This is a genomic window from Geobacillus thermocatenulatus (assembly GCF_002217655.1).
Classification (GTDB): domain Bacteria; phylum Bacillota; class Bacilli; order Bacillales; family Anoxybacillaceae; genus Geobacillus; species Geobacillus thermocatenulatus.
This window is the reverse complement of record NZ_NEWK01000002.1, coordinates 222,285-246,741: the sequence shown is the minus strand read 5'-3', so window position 1 is coordinate 246,741 and position 24,457 is coordinate 222,285. Positions and strand designations below refer to the sequence as shown.

General features: G+C 48.8%; 24 protein-coding genes and 4 pseudogenes. 20 read left to right on the top strand and 8 right to left on the bottom strand.

Features of this window, described 5'->3' with window-relative positions:
• Positions 1-65: 65 nt before the first annotated feature.
• On the bottom strand, positions 66-509 hold the full coding sequence (locus B9L19_RS10075; protein ID WP_025950229.1) for an OsmC family protein: 444 nt from the start codon (positions 507-509) through the stop codon (positions 66-68).
• 560 nt (positions 510-1,069) lie between these two features.
• On the opposite strand from B9L19_RS10075, the gene B9L19_RS10070 reads away from it, so the two are divergent.
• Both B9L19_RS10070 and B9L19_RS10065 read left to right on the top strand, forming a co-directional pair.
• Positions 1,070-2,071 (top strand): DMT family transporter, encoded by a 1,002-nt coding sequence (locus B9L19_RS10070; RefSeq protein WP_025950228.1) that lies wholly within the window; start codon positions 1,070-1,072, stop codon positions 2,069-2,071.
• 2 nt (positions 2,072-2,073) lie between these two features.
• Positions 2,074-2,325, top strand: coding sequence for a hypothetical protein (locus tag B9L19_RS10065; protein ID WP_241771991.1), 252 nt, complete (start codon positions 2,074-2,076; stop codon positions 2,323-2,325).
• 10 nt (positions 2,326-2,335) lie between these two features.
• On the opposite strand, the gene B9L19_RS10060 is transcribed toward B9L19_RS10065, so the two are convergent.
• Positions 2,336-2,842, bottom strand: a complete 507-nt coding sequence (locus B9L19_RS10060) for a QueT transporter family protein (protein ID WP_047753136.1) — start codon at positions 2,840-2,842, stop codon at positions 2,336-2,338.
• A 72-nt stretch (positions 2,843-2,914) separates the two neighbouring features.
• Between B9L19_RS10060 and chrA the strand changes: the two genes are divergently transcribed.
• From chrA to B9L19_RS10035, 5 genes are all read left to right on the top strand, one after another.
• Positions 2,915-4,123 carry a chromate efflux transporter gene (gene chrA / locus B9L19_RS10055; protein WP_047753135.1) on the top strand — a complete coding sequence of 403 codons (1,209 nt, stop codon included), beginning with the start codon at positions 2,915-2,917 and terminating at the stop codon, positions 4,121-4,123.
• 170 nt (positions 4,124-4,293) lie between these two features.
• On the top strand, positions 4,294-4,728 hold the full coding sequence (locus tag B9L19_RS10050; RefSeq protein WP_047753134.1) for a DMT family transporter: 435 nt from the start codon (positions 4,294-4,296) through the stop codon (positions 4,726-4,728).
• 87 nt (positions 4,729-4,815) lie between these two features.
• A complete protein-coding gene (locus B9L19_RS10045) occupies positions 4,816-6,933 on the top strand; it encodes a YhgE/Pip domain-containing protein (protein ID WP_047753133.1) in 2,118 nt (705 codons plus the stop codon).
• A 280-nt stretch (positions 6,934-7,213) separates the two neighbouring features.
• The gene (locus B9L19_RS10040) at positions 7,214-8,341 is read left to right on the top strand and encodes a nitric oxide synthase oxygenase (protein ID WP_208615373.1); all 1,128 of its coding nucleotides are present in this window, start codon (positions 7,214-7,216) and stop codon (positions 8,339-8,341) included.
• Positions 8,338-9,120: an ABC transporter ATP-binding protein gene (locus B9L19_RS10035; protein ID WP_047753129.1), complete on the top strand. Its 783-nt coding sequence runs from the start codon at positions 8,338-8,340 to the stop codon at positions 9,118-9,120. Before B9L19_RS10040 ends, B9L19_RS10035 begins: the two co-directional genes overlap by 4 nt.
• Positions 9,121-9,155: 35 nt before the next feature.
• On the opposite strand, the gene B9L19_RS10030 is transcribed toward B9L19_RS10035, so the two are convergent.
• Positions 9,156-9,971 (bottom strand): trehalase family glycosidase, encoded by an 816-nt coding sequence (locus B9L19_RS10030; RefSeq protein ID WP_241771989.1) that lies wholly within the window; start codon positions 9,969-9,971, stop codon positions 9,156-9,158.
• 113 nt (positions 9,972-10,084) lie between these two features.
• Here B9L19_RS10030 and B9L19_RS10025 point away from each other — a divergent pair, with 113 nt between their 5' ends.
• The gene (locus tag B9L19_RS10025) at positions 10,085-11,092 is read left to right on the top strand and encodes an ArdC family protein (protein WP_047753128.1); all 1,008 of its coding nucleotides are present in this window, start codon (positions 10,085-10,087) and stop codon (positions 11,090-11,092) included.
• On the opposite strand, the pseudogene B9L19_RS19160 reads toward B9L19_RS10025, so the two are convergent.
• Positions 11,022-11,240: pseudogene (locus tag B9L19_RS19160) on the bottom strand (transposase); the annotation flags it as partial. The gene B9L19_RS10025 and the pseudogene B9L19_RS19160 overlap by 71 nt on opposite strands.
• Positions 11,241-11,353: 113 nt before the next feature.
• Here B9L19_RS19160 and B9L19_RS10015 point away from each other — a divergent pair.
• Positions 11,354-12,604: an MFS transporter gene (locus B9L19_RS10015; protein ID WP_025950219.1), complete on the top strand. Its 1,251-nt coding sequence runs from the start codon at positions 11,354-11,356 to the stop codon at positions 12,602-12,604.
• Positions 12,605-13,426: 822 nt separating this feature from the next.
• A pseudogene (locus B9L19_RS10010) lies at positions 13,427-13,995 on the top strand (ExeA family protein); the annotation flags it as partial.
• Between the two features lie 144 nt (positions 13,996-14,139).
• Here the strand turns inward: B9L19_RS10010 and B9L19_RS10000 are convergent.
• Together B9L19_RS10000 and B9L19_RS09995 are read right to left on the bottom strand one after the other, a co-directional pair.
• The gene (locus tag B9L19_RS10000; RefSeq protein ID WP_025950580.1) at positions 14,140-14,571 is read right to left on the bottom strand and encodes a trehalase family glycosidase; all 432 of its coding nucleotides are present in this window, start codon (positions 14,569-14,571) and stop codon (positions 14,140-14,142) included.
• Positions 14,572-14,725: 154 nt separating this feature from the next.
• Complete coding sequence (locus B9L19_RS09995) at positions 14,726-14,932, bottom strand: hypothetical protein (RefSeq protein ID WP_025950581.1); 207 nt, start codon at positions 14,930-14,932, stop codon at positions 14,726-14,728.
• 153 nt (positions 14,933-15,085) lie between these two features.
• Here B9L19_RS09995 and B9L19_RS09990 point away from each other — a divergent pair, with 153 nt between their 5' ends.
• The 5 genes from B9L19_RS09990 to B9L19_RS09970 all read left to right on the top strand — a co-directional run bounded on the left by B9L19_RS09990 (position 15,086) and on the right by B9L19_RS09970 (position 18,370).
• Positions 15,086-15,352, top strand: a complete 267-nt coding sequence (locus B9L19_RS09990; RefSeq protein ID WP_025950582.1) for a hypothetical protein — start codon at positions 15,086-15,088, stop codon at positions 15,350-15,352.
• A 30-nt stretch (positions 15,353-15,382) separates the two neighbouring features.
• Positions 15,383-15,637 carry a hypothetical protein gene (locus tag B9L19_RS09985; protein WP_025950583.1) on the top strand — a complete coding sequence of 85 codons (255 nt, stop codon included), beginning with the start codon at positions 15,383-15,385 and terminating at the stop codon, positions 15,635-15,637.
• Positions 15,638-15,953: 316 nt separating this feature from the next.
• Positions 15,954-16,706 carry an SDR family NAD(P)-dependent oxidoreductase gene (locus tag B9L19_RS09980; protein ID WP_025950584.1) on the top strand — a complete coding sequence of 251 codons (753 nt, stop codon included), beginning with the start codon at positions 15,954-15,956 and terminating at the stop codon, positions 16,704-16,706.
• 74 nt (positions 16,707-16,780) lie between these two features.
• Positions 16,781-17,551, top strand: a complete 771-nt coding sequence (locus B9L19_RS09975) for an SDR family NAD(P)-dependent oxidoreductase (protein WP_025950585.1) — start codon at positions 16,781-16,783, stop codon at positions 17,549-17,551.
• Between the two features lie 39 nt (positions 17,552-17,590).
• A complete protein-coding gene (locus tag B9L19_RS09970) occupies positions 17,591-18,370 on the top strand; it encodes an enoyl-CoA hydratase/isomerase family protein (RefSeq protein WP_025950586.1) in 780 nt (259 codons plus the stop codon).
• Between the two features lie 149 nt (positions 18,371-18,519).
• On the opposite strand, the pseudogene B9L19_RS09965 reads toward B9L19_RS09970, so the two are convergent.
• Positions 18,520-18,951 (bottom strand): annotated as a pseudogene (locus tag B9L19_RS09965) (protein kinase domain-containing protein); the annotation flags it as partial.
• Positions 18,952-19,304: 353 nt separating this feature from the next.
• On the opposite strand from B9L19_RS09965, the pseudogene B9L19_RS09960 reads away from it, so the two are divergent.
• A pseudogene (locus B9L19_RS09960) lies at positions 19,305-19,553 on the top strand (IS481 family transposase); the annotation flags it as partial.
• A 201-nt stretch (positions 19,554-19,754) separates the two neighbouring features.
• Here the strand turns inward: B9L19_RS09960 and B9L19_RS09955 are convergent.
• Positions 19,755-20,087 (bottom strand): DUF3967 domain-containing protein, encoded by a 333-nt coding sequence (locus tag B9L19_RS09955; protein WP_021321442.1) that lies wholly within the window; start codon positions 20,085-20,087, stop codon positions 19,755-19,757.
• A gap of 478 nt (positions 20,088-20,565) precedes the next feature.
• Here B9L19_RS09955 and B9L19_RS09950 point away from each other — a divergent pair, with 478 nt between their 5' ends.
• The 4 genes from B9L19_RS09950 (at position 20,566) to B9L19_RS09935 (ending at position 24,368) form a co-directional block, all read left to right on the top strand.
• A complete protein-coding gene (locus B9L19_RS09950; RefSeq protein WP_021321441.1) occupies positions 20,566-20,964 on the top strand; it encodes a hypothetical protein in 399 nt (132 codons plus the stop codon).
• A gap of 657 nt (positions 20,965-21,621) precedes the next feature.
• The gene (locus B9L19_RS19380; protein ID WP_011229674.1) at positions 21,622-22,185 is read left to right on the top strand and encodes a DUF6431 domain-containing protein; all 564 of its coding nucleotides are present in this window, start codon (positions 21,622-21,624) and stop codon (positions 22,183-22,185) included.
• A gap of 142 nt (positions 22,186-22,327) precedes the next feature.
• On the top strand, positions 22,328-23,575 hold the full coding sequence (locus B9L19_RS09940; RefSeq protein WP_011229853.1) for an IS481 family transposase: 1,248 nt from the start codon (positions 22,328-22,330) through the stop codon (positions 23,573-23,575).
• Positions 23,568-24,368, top strand: a complete 801-nt coding sequence (locus tag B9L19_RS09935; protein ID WP_014196900.1) for an ExeA family protein — start codon at positions 23,568-23,570, stop codon at positions 24,366-24,368. The genes B9L19_RS09940 and B9L19_RS09935 overlap by 8 nt, the downstream gene beginning before the upstream one ends.
• The last annotated feature ends 89 nt before the right edge of the window (positions 24,369-24,457 follow it).

Here is a 24,457-nt window from a genome sequence, read left to right as displayed (position 1 = left end):
CCTCGAAAGGCTGTCTGAAAAGGTCATCGCTCGACTTTTTTCAGACAGCCTTTTCCATTTTCACCTTATGACGTTTTTTGATTCGTTATAGACACCGTAGGTACGCCCCTTAGGGTGTCTTTTACCGGGCAGACACGTTCAACGTGTTCAATCAAAGCTTGGACGTTTTTTGGATCGGAAGGAGAGTCGATATCAATATGGTAACGAATTTCTAAGAATCCAGGCCGAACGTCCGCTTTCTCCATAAAGCCATTGGGATCTAAATCCCCTTCTACGTGTACTTGAACTCCTTTCAGTTCGACCCCGTGATGGCTGGCAAACAGAGAGACCAGTACATTGATGCAACCGCCTAGTGCGGCTAGGACCAACTCTACGGGATTCGGCCCCTGATCGGTGCCTCCCAAGGCTGGAGGTTCGTCAATGATGACTTGTTTGCCGTTAATGTCAGCCACCGAGCGTACTCCTTCACCAGACCATTTGACATCAGAGGAAAAGGTAAGCTTAGGCATAAAAAACCTCCTGATAACTCACATTTCGCACCCCAGCAGTGCAGAAACAAAGGATTTTTTATTCATTTTTTTAAAATATTTTTTGAGCCAACACAACAAGCGATGGCAATCCTTTTTTTACCATCGCTCATCATTCCTTATGAGATAAATAGCATGAATTCGAACGTCCATGGTGTGGAAACTCCTTTGCTTTCCTTGTGTACCAAGGACCTATTCGACATCGGGATGAAAAAATCCTCCCGATTTTCGTCGGGAGGGTGCGAAATGTGAGTGATAAATAGGAATAATAGATAAATTAAGAATAATAAATAAATACCTATTTGACAAGTAAGAATTTAACGAAAACGGAGGTGACGGAAAGAAGAATGGATGCGGTAATGATAGGATTGCCGCCTGGCAGAACTGTTTCGGGTTGATCAATTCTTATTGTGTACTTCTTATCATAAAAAACTATGTTCTAAATAATCAAAAAAAACAAATAGAAAAATTTTCAATAATGCGATAAAATAAAACTGCTCTGCCATATGATGAATCTAATCACAAAAGGGGAGAGACCGACCATGCGGGAAATGGCCCTCGGCCTTGCCGCCTCGTTCTTTTTTGCCGTTACGTTCATCTTGAACCGGTCTATGGAGCTAGCTGGCGGAAGTTGGACATGGAGCTCGTCACTTCGTTTTTTCTTTATGGTTCCGTTGCTGTTTGCCATTCTTCTGGCACGCCGCAGCCTCGGTCCGATTTGGCGCGACATGAAACGCTATCCGTGGACATGGATCGTCTGGGGGACGGTCGGTTTCGGTTTGTTTTACGCGCCGCTCACCTACGCGGCCGCCTACGGGCCCGGATGGCTGGTGGCCGGCACATGGCAGTGCACGATTGTGGCCGGCGTTCTGCTTAGCCCGCTGTTTATAGAACGAAGAGAAACGAAAAATGGAACGGTATTGGTGCGCCGTCCGATTGAAAAACGGGCGCTCTTCATTTCATTTTTTATTTTGCTCGGCGTCGTGCTTATCCAGTTCCAGCAAGCAAGCCGCCTCACCTGGAAAGAAATCGCGTTGGGGGTCTTTCCTGTGCTGATTGCCGCGTTTGCGTATCCGCTTGGCAATCGGAAAATGATCGAACATTGCGCCGGGCGTCTTGATGCGTTTCAACGCGTATTCGGGATGACGATGGCCAGCCTGCCGTTTTGGTTCGTCGTGGCGCTGATTGGATGGGTGACAGCCGGAGTTCCTTCGGCTGGGCAAACGGCGCAGTCGCTCATTGTCGCTATCAGCTCGGGCGTTATCGCGACGACGCTTTTTTTCATCGCCACTGACCGGGCGAAAGGAAATGAGCGGAAGCTGGCCGCTGTAGAAGCGACGCAATCCGGAGAAGTGATTTTTGCCGTTATCGGCGAAGTGCTGTTATTATCGGCTCCGTTTCCGAACGGCTTGGCGTTTGTCGGCTTAGCGGTCATTGTGGCGGGGATTTGCTGGCATAGTTTTGAGTCTGCAAAGACGGTGAACCGGCAGGCCCCACCGGTTTCAGCAGCCTCGCGTTCCTATCGCGTGGGGGAAGAGCAGTGAGGATGATCCTATATGCGCTGCTGGCCTGCCATGCGGCTGTGATTTATTTCTGGATTAGCGACTGGGACGTGCTTATGACGCCCGTGGGTCTTGTCGTATGGATCGGAGGGGTTGCTGTCAGTCTCGCCATCCTTCACTTTCGCCCCAATATTCATCCCCAGTTGCGGTCTATGCTAACCACCATGACGGCGGCCTCGGCGCTCGCCGCCGTCTGTTCATTGATCATCGAATGGGCGGTTCGCTCGATGCCGTAGGAACACTTGGTCAGTCGTTGCGTCCGTCAGCAGCCCGGAAGGCTTCTAGAGCGATCCGGCGGCCGACGGCATACATGATCGGCGCGCCGATGGCCATGACGACAAACTCGCCGATGGCCGTCGTCAGCCATGTGAGCCAAAACGGAAAGCCGAGCGCTAGTTTCAGCTCGAGGGCGATGATGGCCATCGTTGCGGTAAACGACAACGTATTGACCACCATGCGCGCCCAAACGTTTTTCACGCGCCGCATGGAAAAGATCGTGATCAGCAGCGCCAGCACCGACTGGCCGACGCCGAATACAAGATCATATGCGACAATCGGCGAGAAAAACAAATTGGCAAAAAAGACGCCAAGCACGATGCCAACGGCGTATGTTCGGCGGAATACGACTAGGTGGTTTAACATTTCTGAGACGCGAAACTGAATGTTCGTAAAGCCAAACGGCTGGATGAACGCCGTCACAGCGATATACACGGCGGCGATCAAACCGTTTGTCGCCATCGTTCGAACGTTCATGGTATTCTCTCCTCTCGTGCATGATGATATGATTGTAGCATGACACTCTCGTGAACGAAAGGAGCGGGATCCATGGCTGCAAAGAAACAAGCAGCAAACCGACACGGCTCCGTCTGGGAAGTCGGAATCACGGCGCTTCGCCTTGGCTTGACGTCGTTTGGCGGACCCGTGGCCCATCTTGGCTATTTTTATGAAGAGTATGTGAAACGAAAAAAATGGATTGACGACAAAACGTATGCCGATCTTGTTGCTCTTTGCCAATTTCTTCCCGGTCCAGCGAGCAGCCAGGTTGGCATTGGCATCGGACTGATGCGCGCCGGCGTTTGGGGAGCGTTGGCAGCTTGGCTTGGGTTTACGTTGCCGTCAGCGGTCGCCCTCAGCCTGGTTGCTGTTTGGCTACAACACCATTCTTGGGGTGACGCCGGCTGGATGCACGGCTTGCTGATGGCAGCCGTGGCGGTCGTAGCCCAAGCCGTATGGGAGATGGCGCACAAATTCGCTGTCGGCCGCCTTGAGGCGACAATTGCGACCATAGCAGCCGTCGCCGTGCTTCTTGTGCCGGGCGCGTGGAGCCAAGTCGCCGTCATCGCCGCAGCAGGAGGCATTGGCGCTTTTGGATTGCGAAGCAAAAACGTCGCCCTTTCCTCATCTGTGGCAGGCATTCCGCCTTTTATTCGCCGTTCCATTGGTGCAACGCTGCTTTTGCTGTTTGCTGTGCTGCTTGTCGCGCTGCCGCTTGTTCGCGCTTCGATTTCTTCACCGCTTTGGGCGCTGTTTGACAGCTTTTACCGCGCAGGGGCGCTCGTGTTTGGCGGTGGGCATGTCGTGCTGCCGCTTTTGGAAGCGGAAGTGGTGCCGCAAGGGTGGATCACCGCCAGCCAGTTTTTAGCCGGCTACAGCGCCGCGCAAGCTGTTCCGGGGCCGCTGTTCACGTTTGCCGCCTATATTGGGATGGCCAGCTTTGGCTGGAAAGGGGCGCTCGTTGCCACCATAGCCATTTTTCTTCCCTCGTTTTTGCTTGTGCTTGGCGCGTTTCCGTTTTGGCACTGGCTTCGCCATCAGCCGCGCTTCCAAGCGGCGCTTGTCGGCATGAACGCCGCTGTCGTCGGGATTTTGCTCGCGGCGCTGTACGACCCGATTTGGACGAAAGCGGTGAACGAGCCGGCCGATTTCGCGTTTGTTCTTGGCGCTTTTCTTCTCCTTGCCGTTTGGAAGTGGCCGGCCTGGGCGGTTGTTCTCGTTTCGTTCGCCGGGGGGCTTTGGCATTCTTTTGTTCAATGAATCCGATGGCCGACTACGGCAGAACAGCTAGGAATAGAGCCTTCTCATCTGGTTTTTATTGGTTAACCAACATGCCTGGGTTTTTCGGCTGCTATGGCCAATATCTTGACAAGTTTTTTTGAACTGAATCATGATAAAGAGGAATGTTGGCGCCTTAGGGGGAATGGGACGTGAAATGGTTATGGATGCTGCTGGCCTTGGCTGCCGGAATGGCTGTTTCCGTACAGGCCGGAGTCAACGGCGGCCTGGGCAAGCGGATCGGTGTGTTTGAAGGAGCGTTCGTTTCGTTTTTGATCGGGACGGTTGTCCTCTTTTTAGTGCAATTGTTTTTGGGCAAAGGAGAATTGCTTGCCATGTTTTCCGTGCCGAAATGGCAACTGACCGGAGGTGTTCTTGGCGCCTTTTATGTATTTGTGATGGTGCTCATCGTCCCGAAAATCGGTGTTGCCAATTCATTGATGGCGGTGATTGTTGGTCAGCTTGTCATGAGTTCAATTGTTGACCATTTTGGTCTGTTCGGCGGACAGCGTATTCCATTTGACATGATGCGCCTAGCCGCTATGGGCTTTCTATTTTTGGCGCTTTGGCTCTTTTTTCGCAAATGAACAACAGGGCTGGCCAAGTTGGTTTAGTTTTCCCTGATCCGCTCATACTAACAACAGCATGATCGACTTGAAAGGAAGCGGATCAAAGTGAAACAGGCATGGCGCATTTACACAAACGATTTAAGACATCTCACAACCAACTGGGCTGCCGCTACATTGGCCCTTGGCTTGATTGTTCTTCCTTCGCTTTACGCTTGGATCAATGTAGAGGCTTCGATCGACCCTTATGCCCATACAGAGGATTTACCGGTCGGCGTCGTGAACGAAGACCGAGGGGCGGAGTTGGCCGGTCGCCGATTTCACGCCGGCGATGAGATCGTCAAGGCCTTAAAACACAACCACCAGTTGGGATGGCGATTTGTCACGCAGAAAAAAGGAATAGAAGGCGTTCGAAAGGGAGACTACTTCGCGACCATTGTCATTCCGGCTGATTTCTCGGCCAAATTAGCCACTGTAGTGCAGAAACGTCCGAAGAGGGCGGTTATTTACTATTATGAAAACGATAAACGAAACGCGATCGCTCCCAAAATCACGGAGCGCGGAGCAAGCACATTGTCAGCTCAAGTCAGCGATGAGTTTGCAAGGACCGTCAATACCGCGTTGTTTTCCTTGTTCCACCAAGCGGGAGTGACGCTCGAACAGCAGCTTCCTGCCATTCGCCGCGTGGAAGCGTTCGTGTTTCGTTTGGAAAACGAATTGCCAACGATTCAACGACAACTGAAAGCTCTCAATCGCGATGTGGAAGAGGCAAGATCACTAGTTCATACAGCCCGCGAGCTTCTGCCGGCTGCCAAAGCAACGGTGCAGCGCGGTTTAGAATGGACAGACCGCGTTGAGACGTTGTTCATGCAAGTCAATGCTTCATCGCACTTATGGGAAAAGCCGGTGGAAATGGTGGTTCATGCGCTCTATTCCGTTGCAGAGCAGCCCCCACAGTCTCTCGATACACTGGAAAAGCAAGCGCGTTGGGCGGCTCTTATCCAACAGGCGGCAACGGACGTGAACCCGTTGGTTCAGCAAGTGAGTCGAACATTGAGAACATGGGAGGGGGCGATTGATTCCTCTTCGCTTCAACCTGTGCAGCGCACCATCAGCCGTATCGAGCAGACGCTAGCGTCTATTCAAGAAACAGCGGCGCTAGTGAAACAACATCCAACAGACGTCGAAGAGAAGATCACTCACCTGCGTGAACAAATGGCCTTATTGGACGCACAGACGCAGCAACTTGATCAAGCATATCGCCAACGGCTGCTGCCTATGCTGCGGGCAAAATGGAATCAAACAGGGGAACAGGTGCGACAAGCGAAACAAACGCTTCTTCACATGAATCAAGCGTTGCATGAGGCAGAGCAATGGTTGTCAAACACAGACCGTGATTTAGCGGCTGCGCAACAATCGCTAAAGACCGCGCTGGCGCAATATCCCTTTCTTGCCCGCCAGGTTCGCGAGCTGGCCGCCTTTCTAGCGACAATCAAAAAAGAAACGAACATCGACGAGCTGATTCGCTTGTTGAAACAAGATCCACAGGCGAAAGGCGCCTTTTTGGCCCACCCGATTGACGTCAAAACGTTCCGCCTTTTCCCGCTTCCAAACTATGGTTCGGGCATGAATCCTTTTTACACGGTGCTGGCCATATGGGTAGGATGTTTGTTGCTTGTTTCCGTCTTGTCGACGGATTCTTCTTCGTTTTCGGACGCGAATGAGCGGGAACGATATGCCGGACGGCTGTTGACCTTTTGGACGCTGAATGCTTTGCAGGCGATGGTCGTGACGGCTGGAGCGGCTTTTTTCTTGCCGAATATTTTCGTCCGTGAACCGGGATGGTTCATGGCGTTTGGCCTTTTGTGCAGCTTTGTCTTTATGGCAGTGGTTTTTTCGCTTGTTTCTTTGTTCGGCAATGTCGGAAAAGCGATGGCGATTGTGCTGCTTGTCTTGCAAATTGCCGGAGCGGGAGGCACGTATCCGATTGAGCTGATCCCTCCGTTCTTTCAGCAATTAAACCCTTGGCTGCCGTTCACCTACGCCATTGACATCATGCGCGAGGCGGTCGGCGGGATCGTATGGGAACGTGTTGAGCATGATGTCAAGCGGCTTCTCTTGTTTGCCGTTTCCGCCCTTTTGGCCGGGCTTGTGTTGAAAGGCCCGTTAAGCCCATGGATGCGCGTGCTGAAAGAGAAAGCCGCCCTAAGCGGGTTGTTTCATTGAAACATTTGCTCTATTTTCTTTTGGAAGCATCTGCTACAATAAGGACGAGAGCGTTGCTTCCTGTTCAATGGCCCCGTAGGATGCATGCTTCTCGTTTTGCGAGATGAGAGAACGAATGGCGGGGAAAAGGGGAGAGAATTGTGTCGATCCGTCGACTGCTTGGTGTTGCATTCCTTTTTTTGGCGATTTCGATGTTTATCGAGCAAATGTGGTGGGTCGGGGGCATTTGCCTCTTGATTGGAATTGGAATGACGGCGAAGTGGAGGAAAAAGAAGCATATATGGTAACGATCGAGAGCGATAAGCTCAGACAGCAAGATGAGCAGTTGATGACAAAAGCGAAACAGTTTATCATGGCCAGCTATCGGGAGCTTGGAAAAAGTGAGCAAGAAATGAGGCGGCGGTTGAACGAAATCCGTTGGGAAGTGGAACAAACCGGCACGTACCGCCATACGTACGAAGAGTTAAGCTATGGGGCGAAGATGGCTTGGCGCCACAGCAACCGTTGCATCGGCCGCTTGTTTTGGCAATCGCTCCATGTCATCGATGCGAGAGAGGCGGTTACCGTAGACGAGGTTTTTTCTTATCTATTCCATCATATTGAGTTTGCGACCAATGGCGGGAAAATCCGGCCGACGATCACGATCTTCCGTCCCAATGGGGAAGTGCGCATTTGGAATCATCAACTGATTCGTTATGCGGGCTATGAAACCGAAGAAGGGATCATCGGCGACTCCTCCTCCCTCACGTTTACCCGCGCCTGCGAACAGCTTGGGTGGAAGGGGGAGAAAACGCCTTTTGACGTGTTGCCCTTGGTGATCCAGGTAGGCGGCCAGAAGCCTGTTTGGACGCCGATCCCGAAAGAATTGGTGCTTGAGGTGCCAATTGAACATCCAGAGTTTCCGTGGTTTCGCGATCTGCAGTTAAAATGGTATGCGGTCCCGATTATTTCCGATATGTGCCTCGAAATCGGCGGCATTCGCTATATGGCAGCACCGTTTAACGGGTGGTACATGGGTACGGAGATTGGAGCCCGCAATTTTGCCGATGATTATCGCTACAACATGCTTCCGAAAGTGGCCTCTTGCATGGGGCTTGACACCACCTCCAACGCATCATTATGGAAAGACAAGGCGTTGGTCGAATTGAATATCGCGGTTTTGTATTCCTACAAAAAGGCGGGCGTCAGCATCGTTGACCATCATACCGCCGCGCGCCAATTTCAGTTGTTTGAACAGCAAGAGAAAGCAGCCGGCCGCCATGTCACCGGCGATTGGACATGGCTGATTCCGCCTCTTTCTCCGGCGACAACCCACATTTTTCATCGGTCGTATGACAACACGATGATGCTGCCCAACTTTTTCTATCAGGACCGTCCATACGAACCACAAAGGGGAGGGGAACAATGACCGTCATCATCCGCATGCGCGATGTGTCATGGGCAAGAGGAGAGCGCATAATTTTGCGTGATATAAACTGGGAGATGAATGAAGGGGAGCAATGGGCCATTCTCGGTTTAAACGGCTCGGGGAAAACATCGCTTCTCAATATCGTCACCGGCTATCAGTACCCGACGCGCGGCGAGGTCGAGGTGTTGGGGTATCGGTTTGGGCAAGCGAGTTTGCCGGAGATGCGCCGGCACATCGGATTTGTCAGCAGCGCGCTCGATCAGTTTCACGACACGCTGCAAACCGAGACGGTCGAAGATGTGATCGTAAGCGGCAAGTTTGCGACGATTGGCCTGTATGATGCGGTAACCCGCGAGGACCGGGATCAAGCGGAGGCATTGATGGAATCGTTCCGCCTGCAAGCGGTGAAAGGGAAGCGATACGCGACGCTGTCGCAAGGGGAAAAGCGAAAAACGTTGATCGCCCGGGCGCTGATGGCGAATCCGAAGCTGCTGATCTTGGATGAGCCGACCGTTGGCCTAGACTTATTGGCGCGTGAAGAAGTGCTTTCCTTGATCGAACAGGTCGTGTCCCGTCCGTGCCATGTATTATACGTCACCCACTATATTGAAGAGATTGTGGGATCGATCACCCATGTGCTGCTCTTGCAAGACGGACGCATTGCCGCCGCTGGGCGAAAAGAGGATGTGCTGACCGATGAGCGGCTTTCAGCGGCGTTTCGCCTCCATATGCGCGTTCATTGGGAGAACGGACGGCCGTGGGCGTCCGTCCATCGGTAGGGCGGCCGTTGGCAGCCGTTCCTAGGCCGACTGCCTCAACATACCGTGCACCCAAGAAGGTCAACCGCTATTTTTTGATAGACCGCATTGGTCCAGCCGAACCCTTTTTGCGAAGGGTAGCGGCCGACGGTGCGGATGCTCATGTCGACCACATTATATTTTTCGTACATGTTGCCAGTTTCCAAATACACTTTGGTGCAAAGCCGAATCCATCGCCGGGCGATCTTCTGCGCCTCCTGGTGATATCTATAATTTTCCAGACCTTTAATGACGATCCAGTGAAGCGGAGCCCAGCCGTTAGGAAAGTCCCATTGAAATCCGGTTTGGATATTGGAGGCGGCCAATCCGCCGGGTTGAAGGAACAAAGGTAAATGCCGGACGACTTTCGCTGCTTGCTGTTTAGAGGCCGCCCGAGCCCATAACGGATAAAAAGCAGCCAACGAATAATAGCAGTGCTGCCGCCCGTTGAGGAAATGAAAATCAAAATACATGCCAAACGGCTCGTTCCATAAATATTGATTCATCAAGTCTTTTCGCCGCTTAGCCGCCTGCTCCCATTGTTCCGCTTCGCCGTTTAAAGCTAAAAGGCGGGCAAACGCCGCTAAATCGGTTTCGTACTTATAAAGCAAAGCGTTGAGATCCACCGGAATGAAATAGCCGCATTGCCGGTGAAAACGGCCTGTATAGTCCCAACCGGACTCCGCCTCGACCCTTTCATGCCAAAACGCAGGCGGGATATACATTTCGTCAAAATGGAGATACGCCTCCCCCTTTACCCGCAGCATCGACTCAAGTCGATCGTAATATTTATTGAGGCCGATCTGGGGATGATAGTGAGTGGTTTCGTCCATCCAGACTTCTTTGTATTCGATTTTGGCCCATTCGTAAGCGGAGCGGAGCCACTCTTTGTCTCCGCGCCATACTGTAAATTATCACTTTATTTCGGAACAAAAGAGACATTTTTTTGCATACTCCTTCAGAAAGCCCTCTCCCCTTTTCTGAAAAAAAGCTGAACAAAATCCAAAAAGAAGTTGATCGAGCCATTGAGCGCATTTTCAAGAATGGAGAGTTTCAACGATACCTAGAGGTGGTTGCGAGGTTTCCAAAGTACAGCCTTCACAATGTCATGATGATTTTATCACAGAAACCCAATGCCACGTTGGTTATGGGATACAAAGCGTGGCAGGAGCTTGGTAGGCACGTTCAAAAAGGCGAAAAGGCCATTAAGATTTTTGCGCCGATCTTCGAGAAGAAGTTGCAACCCAAAATTGACCCTGAAACGAACAAGCCTGTCCGTGATGAAAAGGGGCGAACAGTGATGGAAAAGAAAGAAATTCTAAAAGGCTTTCGCTTTGTCAACGTCTTTGATATTAGCCAAACCCAAGGAAAAGAGATGTTTGATATCCGAAAATTGATTCGTGAAGATTTAAAGGAAAGTGAACGCATTCAGTCGCTTTACAAGCATTTTCTGGCTCACTTGAATAAAAACAGAATTGAAGTGAAAGAAGAGGTATTAGACGACCCGAATATAAAGGGGTACTATGATCGAGCAAAGCACCTTATTCGTATTAATGCGTCTGTTGAAAATACTTCATTGAAATTCAAAACGCTCATTCACGAATACGCCCACGCTCAATTGCATCATAAAGACAGTGACATGCAAAAATTGCCTAGAGGACACAAAGAAGCACAAGCTGAAGCTGTTGCATTTATCGTCTCCAAATATTACGGATTGGACACAGAACCATACAGCGCTGGATATATTGCGACCTGGGCTAAAGACATTCAGTTGGCGAAACAGGCCATGAAAGAGATTCAGCATGTCGCCCAGGGCATTATCCAAGAAATCGACGAGTTGATGAAAGAACGAATCAAAGAATTGCGTCAGATACATGAGTCATCTAAAGATCAAGACAAAAACAATAAAAATGAAAAAGATAAAGATTTCGATACCCATATCCTCGCCTTTTGATCAATTTTATTTTGTTGTTGATTCCTTCCATTGAACCATTTGAGTAAGAAAAAACGATGCAAGAAAGCACTGCGTCTCTTCGGGTGATGAGTGCCTTGGCAATACTGCGTACGGCGGCACAGTCGCTAAAAAGGTACCGGTCAAACCATTGGGTCAAACGAGTTTCGGCTTGCTCTAACCAATAATTTTAATCTCTTAACAAGATTGCGGTACGATAGGTTCTATTAATATTGCAAAAAGATTCTTGAAGGAGAAAGCAAAATGATCGATAAGAAATGGTTCGTATTATATTTTATTTCTAATATATTTTCTAGATTTGGTGAGAACATATATGCGCTTGCGCTTGCATTTATTGTACTAGAAAAAGGTGAGAGTATAACTACGTTCGCATCTGTATTCGCAGTCGAGTATTTACCCTACATAATTATTGGTCCATTTATTGGAAATTTACTAGATAACATGAACAGAAGACTTTTGTTGGTATTATCTGACTCACTTAGGCTTGTTCTTTTACTTATAATACCATTATTAGATATATTTGATTTTTTTCGCATTGGAGTTATTTATGTTGTTGCTTTTATGATTACGACAGTAATCATGGTGAATAGAATATTATCTGAACATTCGATTTTGCCATATTTGGTCGAAAAAGAACAGTTAAATAAGATAAATGCATATTATACAGGTACAATACAGATCGCTCAGGCAATGGGACAAATATTAAGTGGTACGATGATTGGATTATGGGGAGCAAGTTTCACATTACTATTCAATTCGTTTTTATACGTAATACCTATATTAGTATTTTTATTTATACCAATTAAATTCCCGAATTATAAAAATAAAAAGGGAAACTCAGAAAAAGGTGTGCTATTGGATTATTTAAGTGAACTAAAAGAAGGTCTAACTCTTCTTCGTACTAATAAAACCTTGTTAGAAGTAACATCTATTAATTGGTTTACAAATCTTGCAAGAGCTTCATTTTATACCTTTTTATTTTATTATCTGGCATCGGAAAATAATTTAAGCTCGATATATATTGGAGTTATTTACAGCGCTGTAATACTACTTGGAATCATATCTTCTGTAATTGCGCCTCGAATAATCAATAAATATGAAGATTTTAAGCTACGTTTATATTCTTTTATGGTCATTTTAGCATCGTTTACTTTCATCGGAATGTTTTTTGTTCCTTGGTACTTTGTAATAGTTCTCTTTTTTATCGAATTCATGCTGACTAATATACGTTCGATGATCGGATTGAAAATCCGTCAAATAGAAATCCCAGATAATTTAATTGGTAGAACAAATGGTTTTATTAATTGTATTATTGCAATTTCATATCCATTATCTGCGCTATTATTCGGTTTTGTTGGAGATTTGTGGGGGACTAAATTCGTATTTTTGTTTATGGGGATAATACATTTTGTAGTAGGTTCCTTATATGCATATAAACATTATATCCATACGCCTAATAAAGTAAAAAGGATTGAAAATACACAGACTCACTAGTATTCCTTATTTTGCTCTAAATCATATTTATTATAGATTTAGAGGAATTTATATGTAAGGAGGTGAGAAAAATGGAAGTAAATAACAAAGAAACGCTCAAGCCACAACCACTTAAGCCAAAAGGTGTTGCAGCAATTTGTAATCACCCAACAGGTAGAATTATGGAATCAAAGATTCAGTAATTTAAAAATGGGCAAGCAGACGTATACTGTCTGCTTGTCTATTTATAGAGGGAGGATAACAATAGTAAGTAAAGGATTTCGTATTAAATGGGAACCAAATCTTAATGCTTATATTTTTGGAAATAAATATGGAATTGAGATATTAAAATTAGATGAAATCGATGACGAATACAGAGATAAATCTGAAGTTGAAAAAGTAAGACACTTAATAAAAAAGCATTTAGACTTTTTAAATATAAACCCGAGTTCGACAGTTTTGAGGCCATTTTAGGCAAATGAAAATGGTTAAAATGCTGTAATATCAAGGATTTCACGATGCGGATCCTAGAAAAAAACGCTGAATTCCATAGGCACACGAATCATTTATTTTAACTTTTAAAAAAGCTGAATATCGGTTATAATATAGGCATGTACATACGGCGAGTCACACGCAAAAACAAAGATGGAACGACCGTGGCGTATCTCCAGCTTGCTCACAACGAATGGGATCCGAAGGCCAAATATGCGAAAGGCGATAAGGAACGACGAGCGATGGTAAAAAAAGGATTGCCATCGCTTATCGTGTTGGGCCGGAAATTATTTTTGAAAAGTAAATAAAAAATCCTTTATCTTGGGATGGTCTGGATGCGAAATGTGAGCGTTATCCACCGGAGGCGTGATGGATTTTTACCGTGGACTGGCCTTGGGATTAGGAGAGGAACCGAAGTACCGCAAGGTAGACCTCTTCCGCCAAATCCAGCAGGCGATCGAGCGATTGTATCATGAACGACGGATCACGCCGGTGTTCATTTTGGACGAGATGCATTTCGCAAAGGATGCCTTTTTACAGGACATCGCCATCTTGTTCAACTTTGAGATGGATTCGACCAACCCATTTGTCTTGATTTTGGCCGGGCTGCCCCATTTACAGGGGAAGCTGCGGCTCCATCAGCACCGCCCTCTCGATCAGCGAATCATCATGCGATACCGGATGGGCCGCTGGAGAAGGAAGAGGTGGCGGGCTACATCGAGCATCGGATGAAACAGGCCGGGGCGAAGCATCCGATCTTCACTCCATCGGCGTTAGAGGCGATTGCCCTGCAGTCGCGGGGATGGCCTCGGGTGATCAACACGTTGGCCACGACGTGCCTGTTATACGGGCATCAGCTGAAAAAGGACGCCATTGACGAAGAAGTGGTGCGCATGGCCGCAGAGGAAATGAGGTATTAGCACGAAAGGGGCCGAATCGGCCTCTTTTGTGCTTTCTCTTTTCCATCGGTCCATCAGGCGCGTTGGAAATCTTCATCTGAAAGAGCGTGCAAACGTCCCGAAAGAATGTGCAAAATCTAAAACAATCCGCAAAAATTTTGCACATTATTTCCGAATCCGTCTGAAATAATTTGAAAAAGGGACTCTGAAATAATGTGCTAATTTACACCATACCTCCTCGATCATCGACGTCAATAACGGAGGCTGGGAACGGCTTAAGTGGGCCAGTTCGGAACTGTTTGGAATGATTCCAAACGTTTTCAACTCGTAAAAGAAGTTGTTGACGATGCTGCGGGCGAGTTCGTGCAGCCTTGAAATGTTCAGTCCCAATATAATGAAATAGCTGTCCCAGTAAAAGAGCTGCTGGTACACCCCGCCGGGAACGACGTATGGAAACGGAAGGGAAAACAGTTCTCCTTTGGAGTAAGGCGGGCTTGTTTTGACCAATTGTTCCCACCGTTGGTGAATGGAAGAAAACACATGCTCTACGGCTGGATCCGGGCAAATGACCGTGATGTCCGGAAGCTCAATCGGCAACGGCTGTCCCTCCATGGGAATGGTCTATATGGCTATGTATATGGCCAAAACGACCCGGTCATGCCGCCAATCGAGTGCACGGCGATGGCAGAGGAAGAAAACGGAAGCCGAGCAACAAGGGCCACCGAACAAGGACGCCCTTGTTGCCACTTTTTCAAAACGCGCGGTCAACCGACGGAAAATCGATATCATCCGTCGTTTGGCGGCTGTCAGCTGGCGTCACTTCGATCACCGGCGGCCGACCGTTTTCAAAACCGCGGGCGATGTCGCGAATCGGGCTCATTTCATCGGGAACGCCAATTCCCGGGGTATAGCGCGGCAGGCTGGAAGTGGCGCCGCGTTCTTCCCAAGGCTCTCTCATGAATCAACACCTCCATATTCTCAGTATGGCCATTGATGGATGCCGTACAAATGGAAATAAAATCCTTTTCTGCCAATTTCTTTTGTGGGGCCCTGTCATCTGTTGTAGGCATACTATGGATGACAATATGGGCAACAGGAGGGAAGGAACTCAATGCAGTTTGGGAAAGATGCGATCGAAGCGATTTGGCGCCGCCAGTGCGGAGCGTGGGAGCGGAGCGATGCGGCATGTGTCCAATCATTTTTGGTGGAATGTTTACAACATAACCTTGATCCGCAAGACGGGCTCAATTGGATCATTGAGCACCGCACCCAGCTTTCTGACGCCGATGCAGTGGTGGACGCGGCACTCCGTTGGGTGAATGAACATACGTCCACTGGCTCCCCGGTGTCAGGAATCGGAGCGGAACAACAAGAGTGAGGCGGCGAACAGGAAAGGGCGGAACAAAGGATGGTATGGGTCATCAAAACAAAACACGAAAATGACCAAGGGGAGACGGTCGGGCTGGAGCTCGAGAGCGAAGATGGCTGGCTTGACGCCAACGTTCGCTGGGACGGATGCATGGAAATTCACTTGCACTTGGTGACGGAGGAAGGCCGCGAACTGAGCGATACGCTCCATACGTGCGATTTGCAGGGGCTGATCGAGCGGTTGCAGTCATTGGATTCCGTGTGTCGATCGTTCTTTTTCCAAATTTCAAGATAGGGGAGATGATGAAGGCCGAACCGCCAGCAGCGCCGCTGACCTTATCGATGGATGAACGAGGAGCCAAAACTGCGGCTCCTCTTTTTTCCTTAACAGCATGGTGTTCATTGAAGGGAGGAGACGCGTCAGGAGGGGAAGCATGCTCGATTGCCGTTGGCTTTGTCTTTGTTTGGAAGTGCAGGCTTTTCCGATTAGAGGTATAAAAATGTTTAAAATATTCTAAATGTGATGTATAATAAAAGAAACAACATACTAACCGGTTGGTATATCATCTGTTGAAAACGGATTCAGAAGCGGATCGAAAGGCGGGAAGATCATGAGGCTAAAAGGAAAAGCGGCGATTGTCACCGGCGGCGCGAGCGGCATCGGCCGGGCGACGGCAATCCGCTTTGCGGAAGAAGGCGCCAAAGTGGCGGTGAGCGACATTGACGAGGCGGGAGGGGAAGAGACGGTCCGCCTGATTCGGGAAAAAGGAGGGGAGGCGATTTTTGTCCAGACGGATGTCGCCGATTCCAAGCAAGTGAGCCGCCTTGTCCAAACGGCGGTTGATGCCTTTGGCGGCCTCCATATTCTCTTCAACAATGCCGGCATCGGCCATTCGGAAGTGCGGAGCACCGACTTGTCTGAAGAAGAGTGGGACCGGGTCATTAACGTCAACTTAAAGGGCGTGTTTCTTGGCATCAAATACGCGGTGCCGGCACTGAAAGCATCCGGGGGTGGGGCGATTGTCAACACGGCCAGCCTGCTCGGGCTGAAGGGAAAAAAATATCAAGCCGCCTACAACGCATCAAAAGCAGGTGTCATTTTGTTAACTCAAAATGCCGCATTGGAATATGGGAAATTTAACATTCGCGTCAACGCCATTGCGCCGGGGGTCATTGATACGAACATCATCACGCCGTGGAAACAAGATGAGCGCAAATGGCCGATCATCTCGAAGGCGAACGCCCTCGGCCGCATCGGGACGCCAGAGGAAGTGGCAAACGCGGTGTTGTTTTTGGCGTCCGATGAAGCGTCGTTTATCACCGGCGCAACATTATCGGTTGACGGTGGCGGGCTGACGTTTTAGCGGCCGAAGTTTGAAAAAAGAAGGGCACGCCCTAACCGCTAGGCTAGCAACAGAAATGAGGGGAGAGGAAAACGATGCGTTTTTTGAATACCGTGGCCGTGGTCACAGGAGGAGGCAGCGGCATCGGCAAGGCGGCGGCTCTCCGTTTGGCGAAAGAAGGCGCCGCTGTCGTGCTTGTCGGCCGTACAGCAGCGAAACTGGAGGAGGCTGCAGAAGAAATCGCACGTCTCGGGACGCCGGGGGGCGTTGACCGGTTTGCGGCGGATGTCACCGACCGCGAACAAGTGCAAGCATTGGCCGAGTATGTCCGACAGCGGTACGGCGACTTGCATGTGCTTGTCAATAACGCCGGCATCTCCACTCATGCGAGATGGCTTGAGTTGACGGAACAAGAGTGGGATGACGTCCAACGCATCAACATCAAAAGCGTGTTTCTTGTGTCGCAGGCGTTCGCTTCGCTGATGATCGAAGGGGCAAAACGCGAGCGCGCCAATCGGGCGATTGTGAACGTAGCGTCATTGTCCGGCCATCAGGCCGGGGCGGAAATTCCGCACTACAGCGCGGCGAAAGCAGGGGTCATCAACTTGACCAAATCGCTCGCTTTGGAGCTGGCGCCGTATGGTATCCGCGTCAATTCCGTCTCGCCCGGTTTTGTCGAGACGCCGCTTACCGAGCGCGGACTGCAAAACGAGCGGTTTGTGAAAGCCATCGAGCGCAACACTGCCTTGGGGCGAGTTGGGCAACCGGAAGAAGTTGCGAACGTCATTGCGTTTCTTGCCTCACCGGAAGCGTCGTACATGACCGGCTCTGATGTGTTGGTGGATGGCGGATGGCTCATCAAATGAAACGGAAAAGTCCAAAATGGAAAGGGAGAGCAAAGGAATATGGAAACCTCGCATTTGCTTGTGGAACAATCCGGTTCTGTATTATGGTTGACGCTGAATCGCCCGGAGCGGCTCAATGCCTTCAGCCCGGAGATGATTGCCGGACTGACGGATGAAATCGAACGCGCCGCGGCGGATGATGCCGTCCGCGTCATCGTCTTATCCGGCGCTGGGCGGGCGTTTTGCGCCGGCGGGGATGTAAAAACGATGGGGCAATCAAGCGCCTCGCAGGCGTATGAGCATATCGGCCGACTTAATCGGCTCATTCTGACTATGCAACGATGCGAAAAACCGATCATGGCCGCGGTGCACGGATTCGCTGCCGGGGCGGGATTTAACCTCGCGCTGGCGTGTGATTTGATCCTCGCGGCCGAAGACAGTCAATTCATTTTGAGCTTTGCGAAAGTCGGCCTTGTCTCCGACGGTGGCGGGTCGTATTGGCTCCCGCGGCTTGTCGGTCCGCATTTGGCGAAACAGTTTTTCTTCACCGCCGATCCGATTCCAGCCCGTCGCCTGTATGAATTGGGCGTCCTAAGCGAGGTCGTCCCAGCTGAGAAACTGCGCGAGGCGACAGAATCGCTCGCCTCGAAGCTGGCGTGCGGGCCCACGAAAGCCATCGGAAAACAAAAACGGCTGATTGAGCACGCGCTGACCGCGACACTCGAGGAGATTCTCGAAGAAGAGCGTCTCGTTCAAGGGCTGATGGTGGAAACCGAAGACCATCGCGAAGGGGTGGCGGCGTTTAAAGAGAAACGGAGCCCGGTGTTCCAAGGAAAATAAGCGAGCGGCAGTGCCAAAAGAGCGCTGCGCCCTGTTTCTCCATCAGCGAGAAACGGGGCGTATTTTGTTTTCACTTCGCCTCAAATGAAACAGCCCCCTTTCCAAATGGGGAAAAGGGGTGGCTGGTCGGGGAACGGTGCGATCAAACGTCAAAGCGCCCCTGCTTGATTCCGGATGGGTTCTGCGAGCAACTGATCCACGTCGTCGATCAACTCGTCAACATGGTCATACGGCGCATCCAGCTGCAGCATTTTCCGCAAGATCCGACGAGCGTTTGGCGATAAATCGAGCTCTTCTTCCCAGCTTTTTTCCTCGTCACTTGTCGGTTCATAGGTAGAATACAATAAAAACAAGGTGAAGTGTCCAAGGGCATAGAAATCGCTCCGTGGATGCGGTTCGCGCCGCAGCCGCTTCTCAAGCGGGTCGTCATCGTGGAAATCCACTGGCTCGCCGATGCGGCAGGCCAAGCCGAAATCGATGATCACCGCCGCTCCATCGCGCCAAATGATGTTCGGGATGCGCAAATCGCGGTGGACGATGCCGAAAGCATGGACGTTCCGGACGACCTCAAGCACCTCCCTCTAGAAATGTTGATCTATCAAGGCTTTTCGGCCTCTCAGGGGTGTCCAAAAAATATTTTTCGACAAAATCCCTTACATCCTTTTTCAGTTTTGTGGATATCTTACAGACCTAGGGTGCGTTTGCATGACATTTGCTTTTTTCTACCGCGCTTCGCTTGGTGGCCCCGACGAGTGTCGCGAACAAAAGTTCGCAACCCTCGTCGGGGATCATTTCGGAATGTCACCCACAAATATTTTACTCACACATAATAATGATTGAGCAATAGATGATGTATAAAATTTTGTGTGAAGCATTTTACTTAGAGCTGATTATGCGAGAAGAAATAAAAAATTTCCTCTAAATAAAAAGGTCGGAAGGAAAACATTTCGCGTACTATCAGGTCAATGAGCTCTGGCAAGATGATTTGTCCCATGGCCCGTTGATTCGTGTGAATGGCAAAACACAAAAAACGCTTTTAATTGCCTATATCGATGACTGCTCGCGGGTCGTGCCGTACGCTCAGTTTTTCTCTTCCGAGAAATTTGACGGGTTGCGGATCGTGACCAAAGAAGCGTTGCTTCGATACGGAAAGCCGAAGCGAATTTACTCGGATAACGGCAAACATTGGATACTACGATAATCGGGCGATATTCGCCTTACTCTGCTCCGATATTTTCTCCTAAATTTTAAGGGTGTCCTCAACTTTGGGGACACCCTCTTTAATTGTGTCGCTTATAGCGTTATATCGCCGTTATGGTATTTGATGCGAGTCCGCAATTTGCGGATTCCAGACCCTAACTATTCATCAATTTGATGAACAGACTTATTTACCAAACAGACGGGCCCAAAACCCTTTCTTTTTCCCTTCTTCCTCTTTGGCCGCCGCGATCATTTTGCGTGTCTCCATGGACTCCTTTAGGGACTGCATAAGAAGTTCATCCCTTTTCTTTAGGTTTTCCTCTATGTATTTTTGTTGCTGATCCAGCCTCATCATGAGTTCTTTTAGCAACTCGTTCTGTTTGGCGACCATTTCTTTTAGCGCTTGTATATCATCGTTATAACGCTCCGATTCCGTTTTTTTCTCTATAACGCTGACCGCCATATTAGATTGCCGAACCCATGCCATTACTGCTTCCGCCGCTTGTTCGAGCGTCATATCTAAAATGATACGCCCTGTCAGGTCAGAAAGGACGGGGACAAACGGATCCCTCTTTGTCGGATCAAGGCTAATCGCTCTTTGACATAGGAGAAAATCATTGGGATCGTGTATTGGAAATAGGGAAGGAGAAAGGGGGGAGTACCGTCCCTGGCATTCGGAACACCAATAACGGGGGAGCCAAATGCAATACGTTTGATCTCTTACAACGGCATTCTTCTCGTAATATCCATGGCGATGAAGGAGTTCGTTCACACCGTTTATGCTATAGGATTTTCCTCACTTTTTTCAATAAGAGTAAATATGATCGACAATTTTAAGTTATGCTTGGCTTCAAATCCTATATCGATAGAGAATTGGTATCTAATAGTAAAATATTACTATTTTTCGACATAATACAAATTGTAACAAATTTCGACATAGTTTCCATTGTATAATTATTTAAAAAATAATAAAAAAAGAAAGGGGATTTGGCAAAATGACATTTAGCAAGAAGAAAAAGAATCTACTAATTATCTTAGCTTCATTAGTTCTTTCGATCATTACAATTACTAGTGCCTATGCCGCAGTTTTAGTTGAACAATCAGGACTTAATTTACGCGTAGGGGAAAGTAGCGCAACTACTTCTCGAGTAACAGTTGAAAGTGGACAAGAGTTACATGTGGGCATTTATTATTACTATAATGCTCCTCGTAAAAGTACGACTTATAAGATATTTAAAAACGGTGTCGAATGGTATAAGGGGACAATTAGTGGAAGTGAGCGGTATGTTGAGAAAGTATTTAAGCCTGGACCAGGTGAATATTCTGTCAGACACTATAATACGCCTGAAAAAGATGTAAGTTCATATGGTGGAATTCAAGTTTATAAACCATAATTTCCATTTTATAAAATCGCAGTTGTTTAATTTTACAACTGCGATTTTTATTGTGTGCCGGGTAGGTCGATGAACTAGGCGGTGAAAGTCCTCTATGGGCGTCGGGGGATGTTGGGATATGTGAATCATCAGTCAAAGGCAAGGGTGTCCATGGAGAAGCGAAATCTGAAAGAAACCCTAGACAAACCCTTGAATCCAACGAAATACATTCGAGGTTGCGATTTCAGGATGGGGTTGCAAGACAAAACGAAGTCCCCAATTGATCGATCGTTGCCTATTACTCCATGTAAAGTTGGTGCAAACTAAATTCTCTGTAAATCTCTGTGCTTTTATTTCTCAATAAACATTGGAACTATTCTAAGCTGATTTCATGTGGATGAATCGATCGGAAAGATAAGACTGAAGAAGCCCTTATTGCTTCCTCGATTTTATATGCTAATGGAACGAGCTTGCGAGTGAATCATATTAATAAGGATTAATTTGGTAAAACGTATGCCTATGAAAGTGTAAATTATCACTTTATTTCCGCACAAAAAAGACTCTTTTTTGCACATTCCTTCGGAATATCCCTCTCCCCCTTTCCGAAAGAATGTGCTAAATTTTTTGTGAATTATTTCGGAATGGGACATGGGTGATTTCCAGAGGGGGGACGAGGACGTGATTCGGTTTCATGACTTTCAGGTCGATGTCCAGACATATGCCCAGCGGGGAAAACAAAACGACTTTCCCCTTCTTAAGCGGTGCCCTCATTGCCAGGCAAAACGCCCTCTTTATCGCCATGGGTACTACGAACGAAATGCCGTGACGTCGCATCAGTCTTATCGCATTTGGATCGCTCGGTATCGCTGCCCGGAGTGCAGGAGGACGGTGGCCGTGTTGCCTTCATTTCTTCTCCCTTATTTTCAGTATACGTTGCCCACCATATGGAGAGTGGTGAAAGAACGGTTGGGCCTGACTCCGAAACGGGGGATGGAGGAGGCTCCACTCCTTCCTACGGATGAAGGGGTTTTATTTTATGTCCGACGTTTATTCCGAAATTTGAACCACCTTCATTGGTTTTTTGCGGAGCGCTGGAGAAAAATTGGTCCTGCCATCGCCCAAGCGAGAGAACGAGCCCTATGGTGGATCCAGACGATGGAGGAGATCGGCCTCTTTTTCGTCATCCAAGAGATATGGGAGCACCGATCGACGCATCTTTTTGCACGTACATTCAGTTCCTGATTTTACTTATATCCCCTTATATGGAATCATTTATAGATTCCACAAACCTTTCCTCTCGACGGTCGGGGGAATGATCCGATAGGATAGAGACAGGATGGACCGATAAGGTCCTAGAATGGGATGAACGAAGGAGGAGATCGAAATGAATGAGTCGATGAGACAGGAGATCGCTTTATTTCGGTATGGATTGATCGCTCCATTGGTGAATGGACAAGTCGATCCAAAAACGTACTTGAAGGAAGTAGCGGAACGGATCCATCAAGTTCCCCACCATGGAGAGAAACGCATCGCCGCCAAAACGATCCTCGACTGGTGCACGCAGTACAAAAAAGGGGGCTTTGAGGCACTGAAGCCGAAACGACGGTCGGACCGTGGCCATTCCCGGAGGCTGTCACCTGAAGAAGAGGATCACATTTTAGCCCTGAGAAAAAAACACCCCCACATGCCCGTGACGGTGTTTTACCAACACCTTATCGAGCAGGGGGAAATCCAATCCATCTCTTATTTCACTATATACCGACTTTTAAAAAAATACAACCTCGTGGGGAAAGAAATTTTACCGATTCCTGAACGAAAACGATTCGCGTACGATCAGGTCAATGAGCTCTGGCAAGGTGATTTGTCCCATGGCCCGTTGATTCGCGTGAATGGCAAAACGCAAAAAACGTTTTTGATTGCCTATATCGATGACTGCTCGCGGGTCGTGCCGTACGCTCAGTTTTTCTCTTCCGAGAAATTTGACGGGTTGCGGATCGTAACCAAGGAAGCGCTGCTTCGATACGGAAAGCCGAAGCGAATTTACTCGGATAACGGCAAGATTTATCGGGCGGAACCCTTGCAGTACGCCTGCGCGGAGTTAGGGATCACCTTGATCCATACCCAGCCGTACGATCCGCAAAGCAAAGGGAAAATCGAACGATTTTTCCGCACCGTACAGACGCGGTTTTACCCGTTGCTCGAAATGAATTCACCGAAGTCGCTCGAAGAGCTAAACGAGCGATTTTGGAAGTGGTTGGAGGAAGATTACCATCGAAAACCGCATGCCTCGTTGAACGGGAAGACGCCACATGAAGTGTTTCAATCGCAAGTCCATTTGGTGTCGTTCGTCGAGGATTCGGATTGGCTCGACTCGATCTTTTTGAAACGCGAATACCGTAAAGTGAAGGCCGATGGTACGGTCACGTTGAACAAGCAGCTGTATGAAGTTCCGCCCCGGTTCATCGGACAATCGATCGAACTCCGTTATGATGAACAAGGCGTGTATGTGTACGAAGACGGTCAACGGGTCGCCGAAGCGGTCCTTGTTCGCTTCGAGGACAATGCCTATGTGAAACGCCATCGGTCACCGTTTGCGGCGGTCCCGGTAGAGGGAGGCGAAAACGATGTATAAAACGTTTTATTCCCTTTCCCGAGAGCCGTTTTCGAAGGAGACGAATCCACCAGAGGCTTATCAAGGGGCCTCGTATCAAGAGGCCCTCGCCGCTTTGGACTACGTGAAACGAACAAGAGGGATCGGGCTATTGATCGGTGAACCAGGGGCCGGCAAGACATTCGCCCTTCGGGCGTTTAAGGAATCCCTGAATCCGTCACTGTATCACGTCGTTTATTTTCCATTGTCAACGGGAAGCGTGATGGACTTTTATCGCGGCCTTGCCTTCGGGCTCGGGGAAGAGCCGAAATACCGCAAGGTCGACTTGTTTTATCAAATCCAACAAGGGATCGAGCGCTTGTATCTTGAACAACGGGTAACGTCAGTGTTCATCCTCGATGAAATGCATTTAGCGAAGGATGCCTTTCTGCAGGATATCGCGATCCTGTTCAACTTTCACATGGACTCAACAAATCCGTTTGTCTTGATTTTGGCGGGGCTGCCCCATTTACAGGCAAAACTACGGTTGAATCAACACCGTCCGCTTCACCAACGAATCATCATGCGATACCAGATGGGGCCTCTTGATAAGGAAGAAGTGGTAGGATATATCGAACACCGCCTGAAACAGGCGGGGGCGAAACACCCGATTTTTACCCCAGCTGCCTTAGAAGCGATCGCCCTGCAGTCGCAGGGGTGGCCGCGGATCATCAACAACCTCGCCACCACTTGCCTGTTATACGGCGCTCAATTAAAAAAACATATGATTGACGAAGACATTGTGCGTATGGCAGCCGAAGAAATGGGGTACTGACACAGCAGGGGCTGATCGGCCCCTGTTATGTTTCATCCCGATCCATCCTCATTCTAGTTAATCATCCGAAATAATGTGCAAATGTTCGG

Bases quoted from the DNA above. Each gene is read 5' to 3' on its own strand.
- B9L19_RS09935 (WP_014196900.1), top strand. From the start codon at position 23,568: ATGTATAAAACGTTTTATTCCCTTTCCCGAGAGCCGTTTTCGAAGGAG.
- B9L19_RS10065 (WP_241771991.1), top strand. From the start codon at position 2,074: ATGATCCTATATGCGCTGCTGGCCTGCCATGCGGCTGTGATTTATTTC.
- B9L19_RS09970 (WP_025950586.1), top strand. From the start codon at position 17,591: ATGGAAACCTCGCATTTGCTTGTGGAACAATCCGGTTCTGTATTATGG.
- B9L19_RS10060 (WP_047753136.1), bottom strand. From the start codon at position 2,842: ATGAACGTTCGAACGATGGCGACAAACGGTTTGATCGCCGCCGTGTAT.
- B9L19_RS09955 (WP_021321442.1), bottom strand. From the start codon at position 20,087: ATGACGCTCGAACAAGCGGCGGAAGCAGTAATGGCATGGGTTCGGCAA.
- B9L19_RS09980 (WP_025950584.1), top strand. From the start codon at position 15,954: ATGAGGCTAAAAGGAAAAGCGGCGATTGTCACCGGCGGCGCGAGCGGC.
- B9L19_RS09940 (WP_011229853.1), top strand. From the start codon at position 22,328: ATGAATGAGTCGATGAGACAGGAGATCGCTTTATTTCGGTATGGATTG.
- B9L19_RS10075 (WP_025950229.1), bottom strand. From the start codon at position 509: ATGCCTAAGCTTACCTTTTCCTCTGATGTCAAATGGTCTGGTGAAGGA.
- B9L19_RS10070 (WP_025950228.1), top strand. From the start codon at position 1,070: ATGCGGGAAATGGCCCTCGGCCTTGCCGCCTCGTTCTTTTTTGCCGTT.
- B9L19_RS09975 (WP_025950585.1), top strand. From the start codon at position 16,781: ATGCGTTTTTTGAATACCGTGGCCGTGGTCACAGGAGGAGGCAGCGGC.
- B9L19_RS09950 (WP_021321441.1), top strand. From the start codon at position 20,566: ATGACATTTAGCAAGAAGAAAAAGAATCTACTAATTATCTTAGCTTCA.
- chrA (WP_047753135.1), top strand. From the start codon at position 2,915: ATGGCTGCAAAGAAACAAGCAGCAAACCGACACGGCTCCGTCTGGGAA.
- B9L19_RS10015 (WP_025950219.1), top strand. From the start codon at position 11,354: ATGATCGATAAGAAATGGTTCGTATTATATTTTATTTCTAATATATTT.
- B9L19_RS09995 (WP_025950581.1), bottom strand. From the start codon at position 14,932: ATGAGAGAGCCTTGGGAAGAACGCGGCGCCACTTCCAGCCTGCCGCGC.
- B9L19_RS09985 (WP_025950583.1), top strand. From the start codon at position 15,383: ATGGTATGGGTCATCAAAACAAAACACGAAAATGACCAAGGGGAGACG.
- B9L19_RS10040 (WP_208615373.1), top strand. From the start codon at position 7,214: ATGGTAACGATCGAGAGCGATAAGCTCAGACAGCAAGATGAGCAGTTG.
- B9L19_RS09990 (WP_025950582.1), top strand. From the start codon at position 15,086: ATGCAGTTTGGGAAAGATGCGATCGAAGCGATTTGGCGCCGCCAGTGC.
- B9L19_RS10030 (WP_241771989.1), bottom strand. From the start codon at position 9,971: ATGGACGAAACCACTCACTATCATCCCCAGATCGGCCTCAATAAATAT.
- B9L19_RS10035 (WP_047753129.1), top strand. From the start codon at position 8,338: ATGACCGTCATCATCCGCATGCGCGATGTGTCATGGGCAAGAGGAGAG.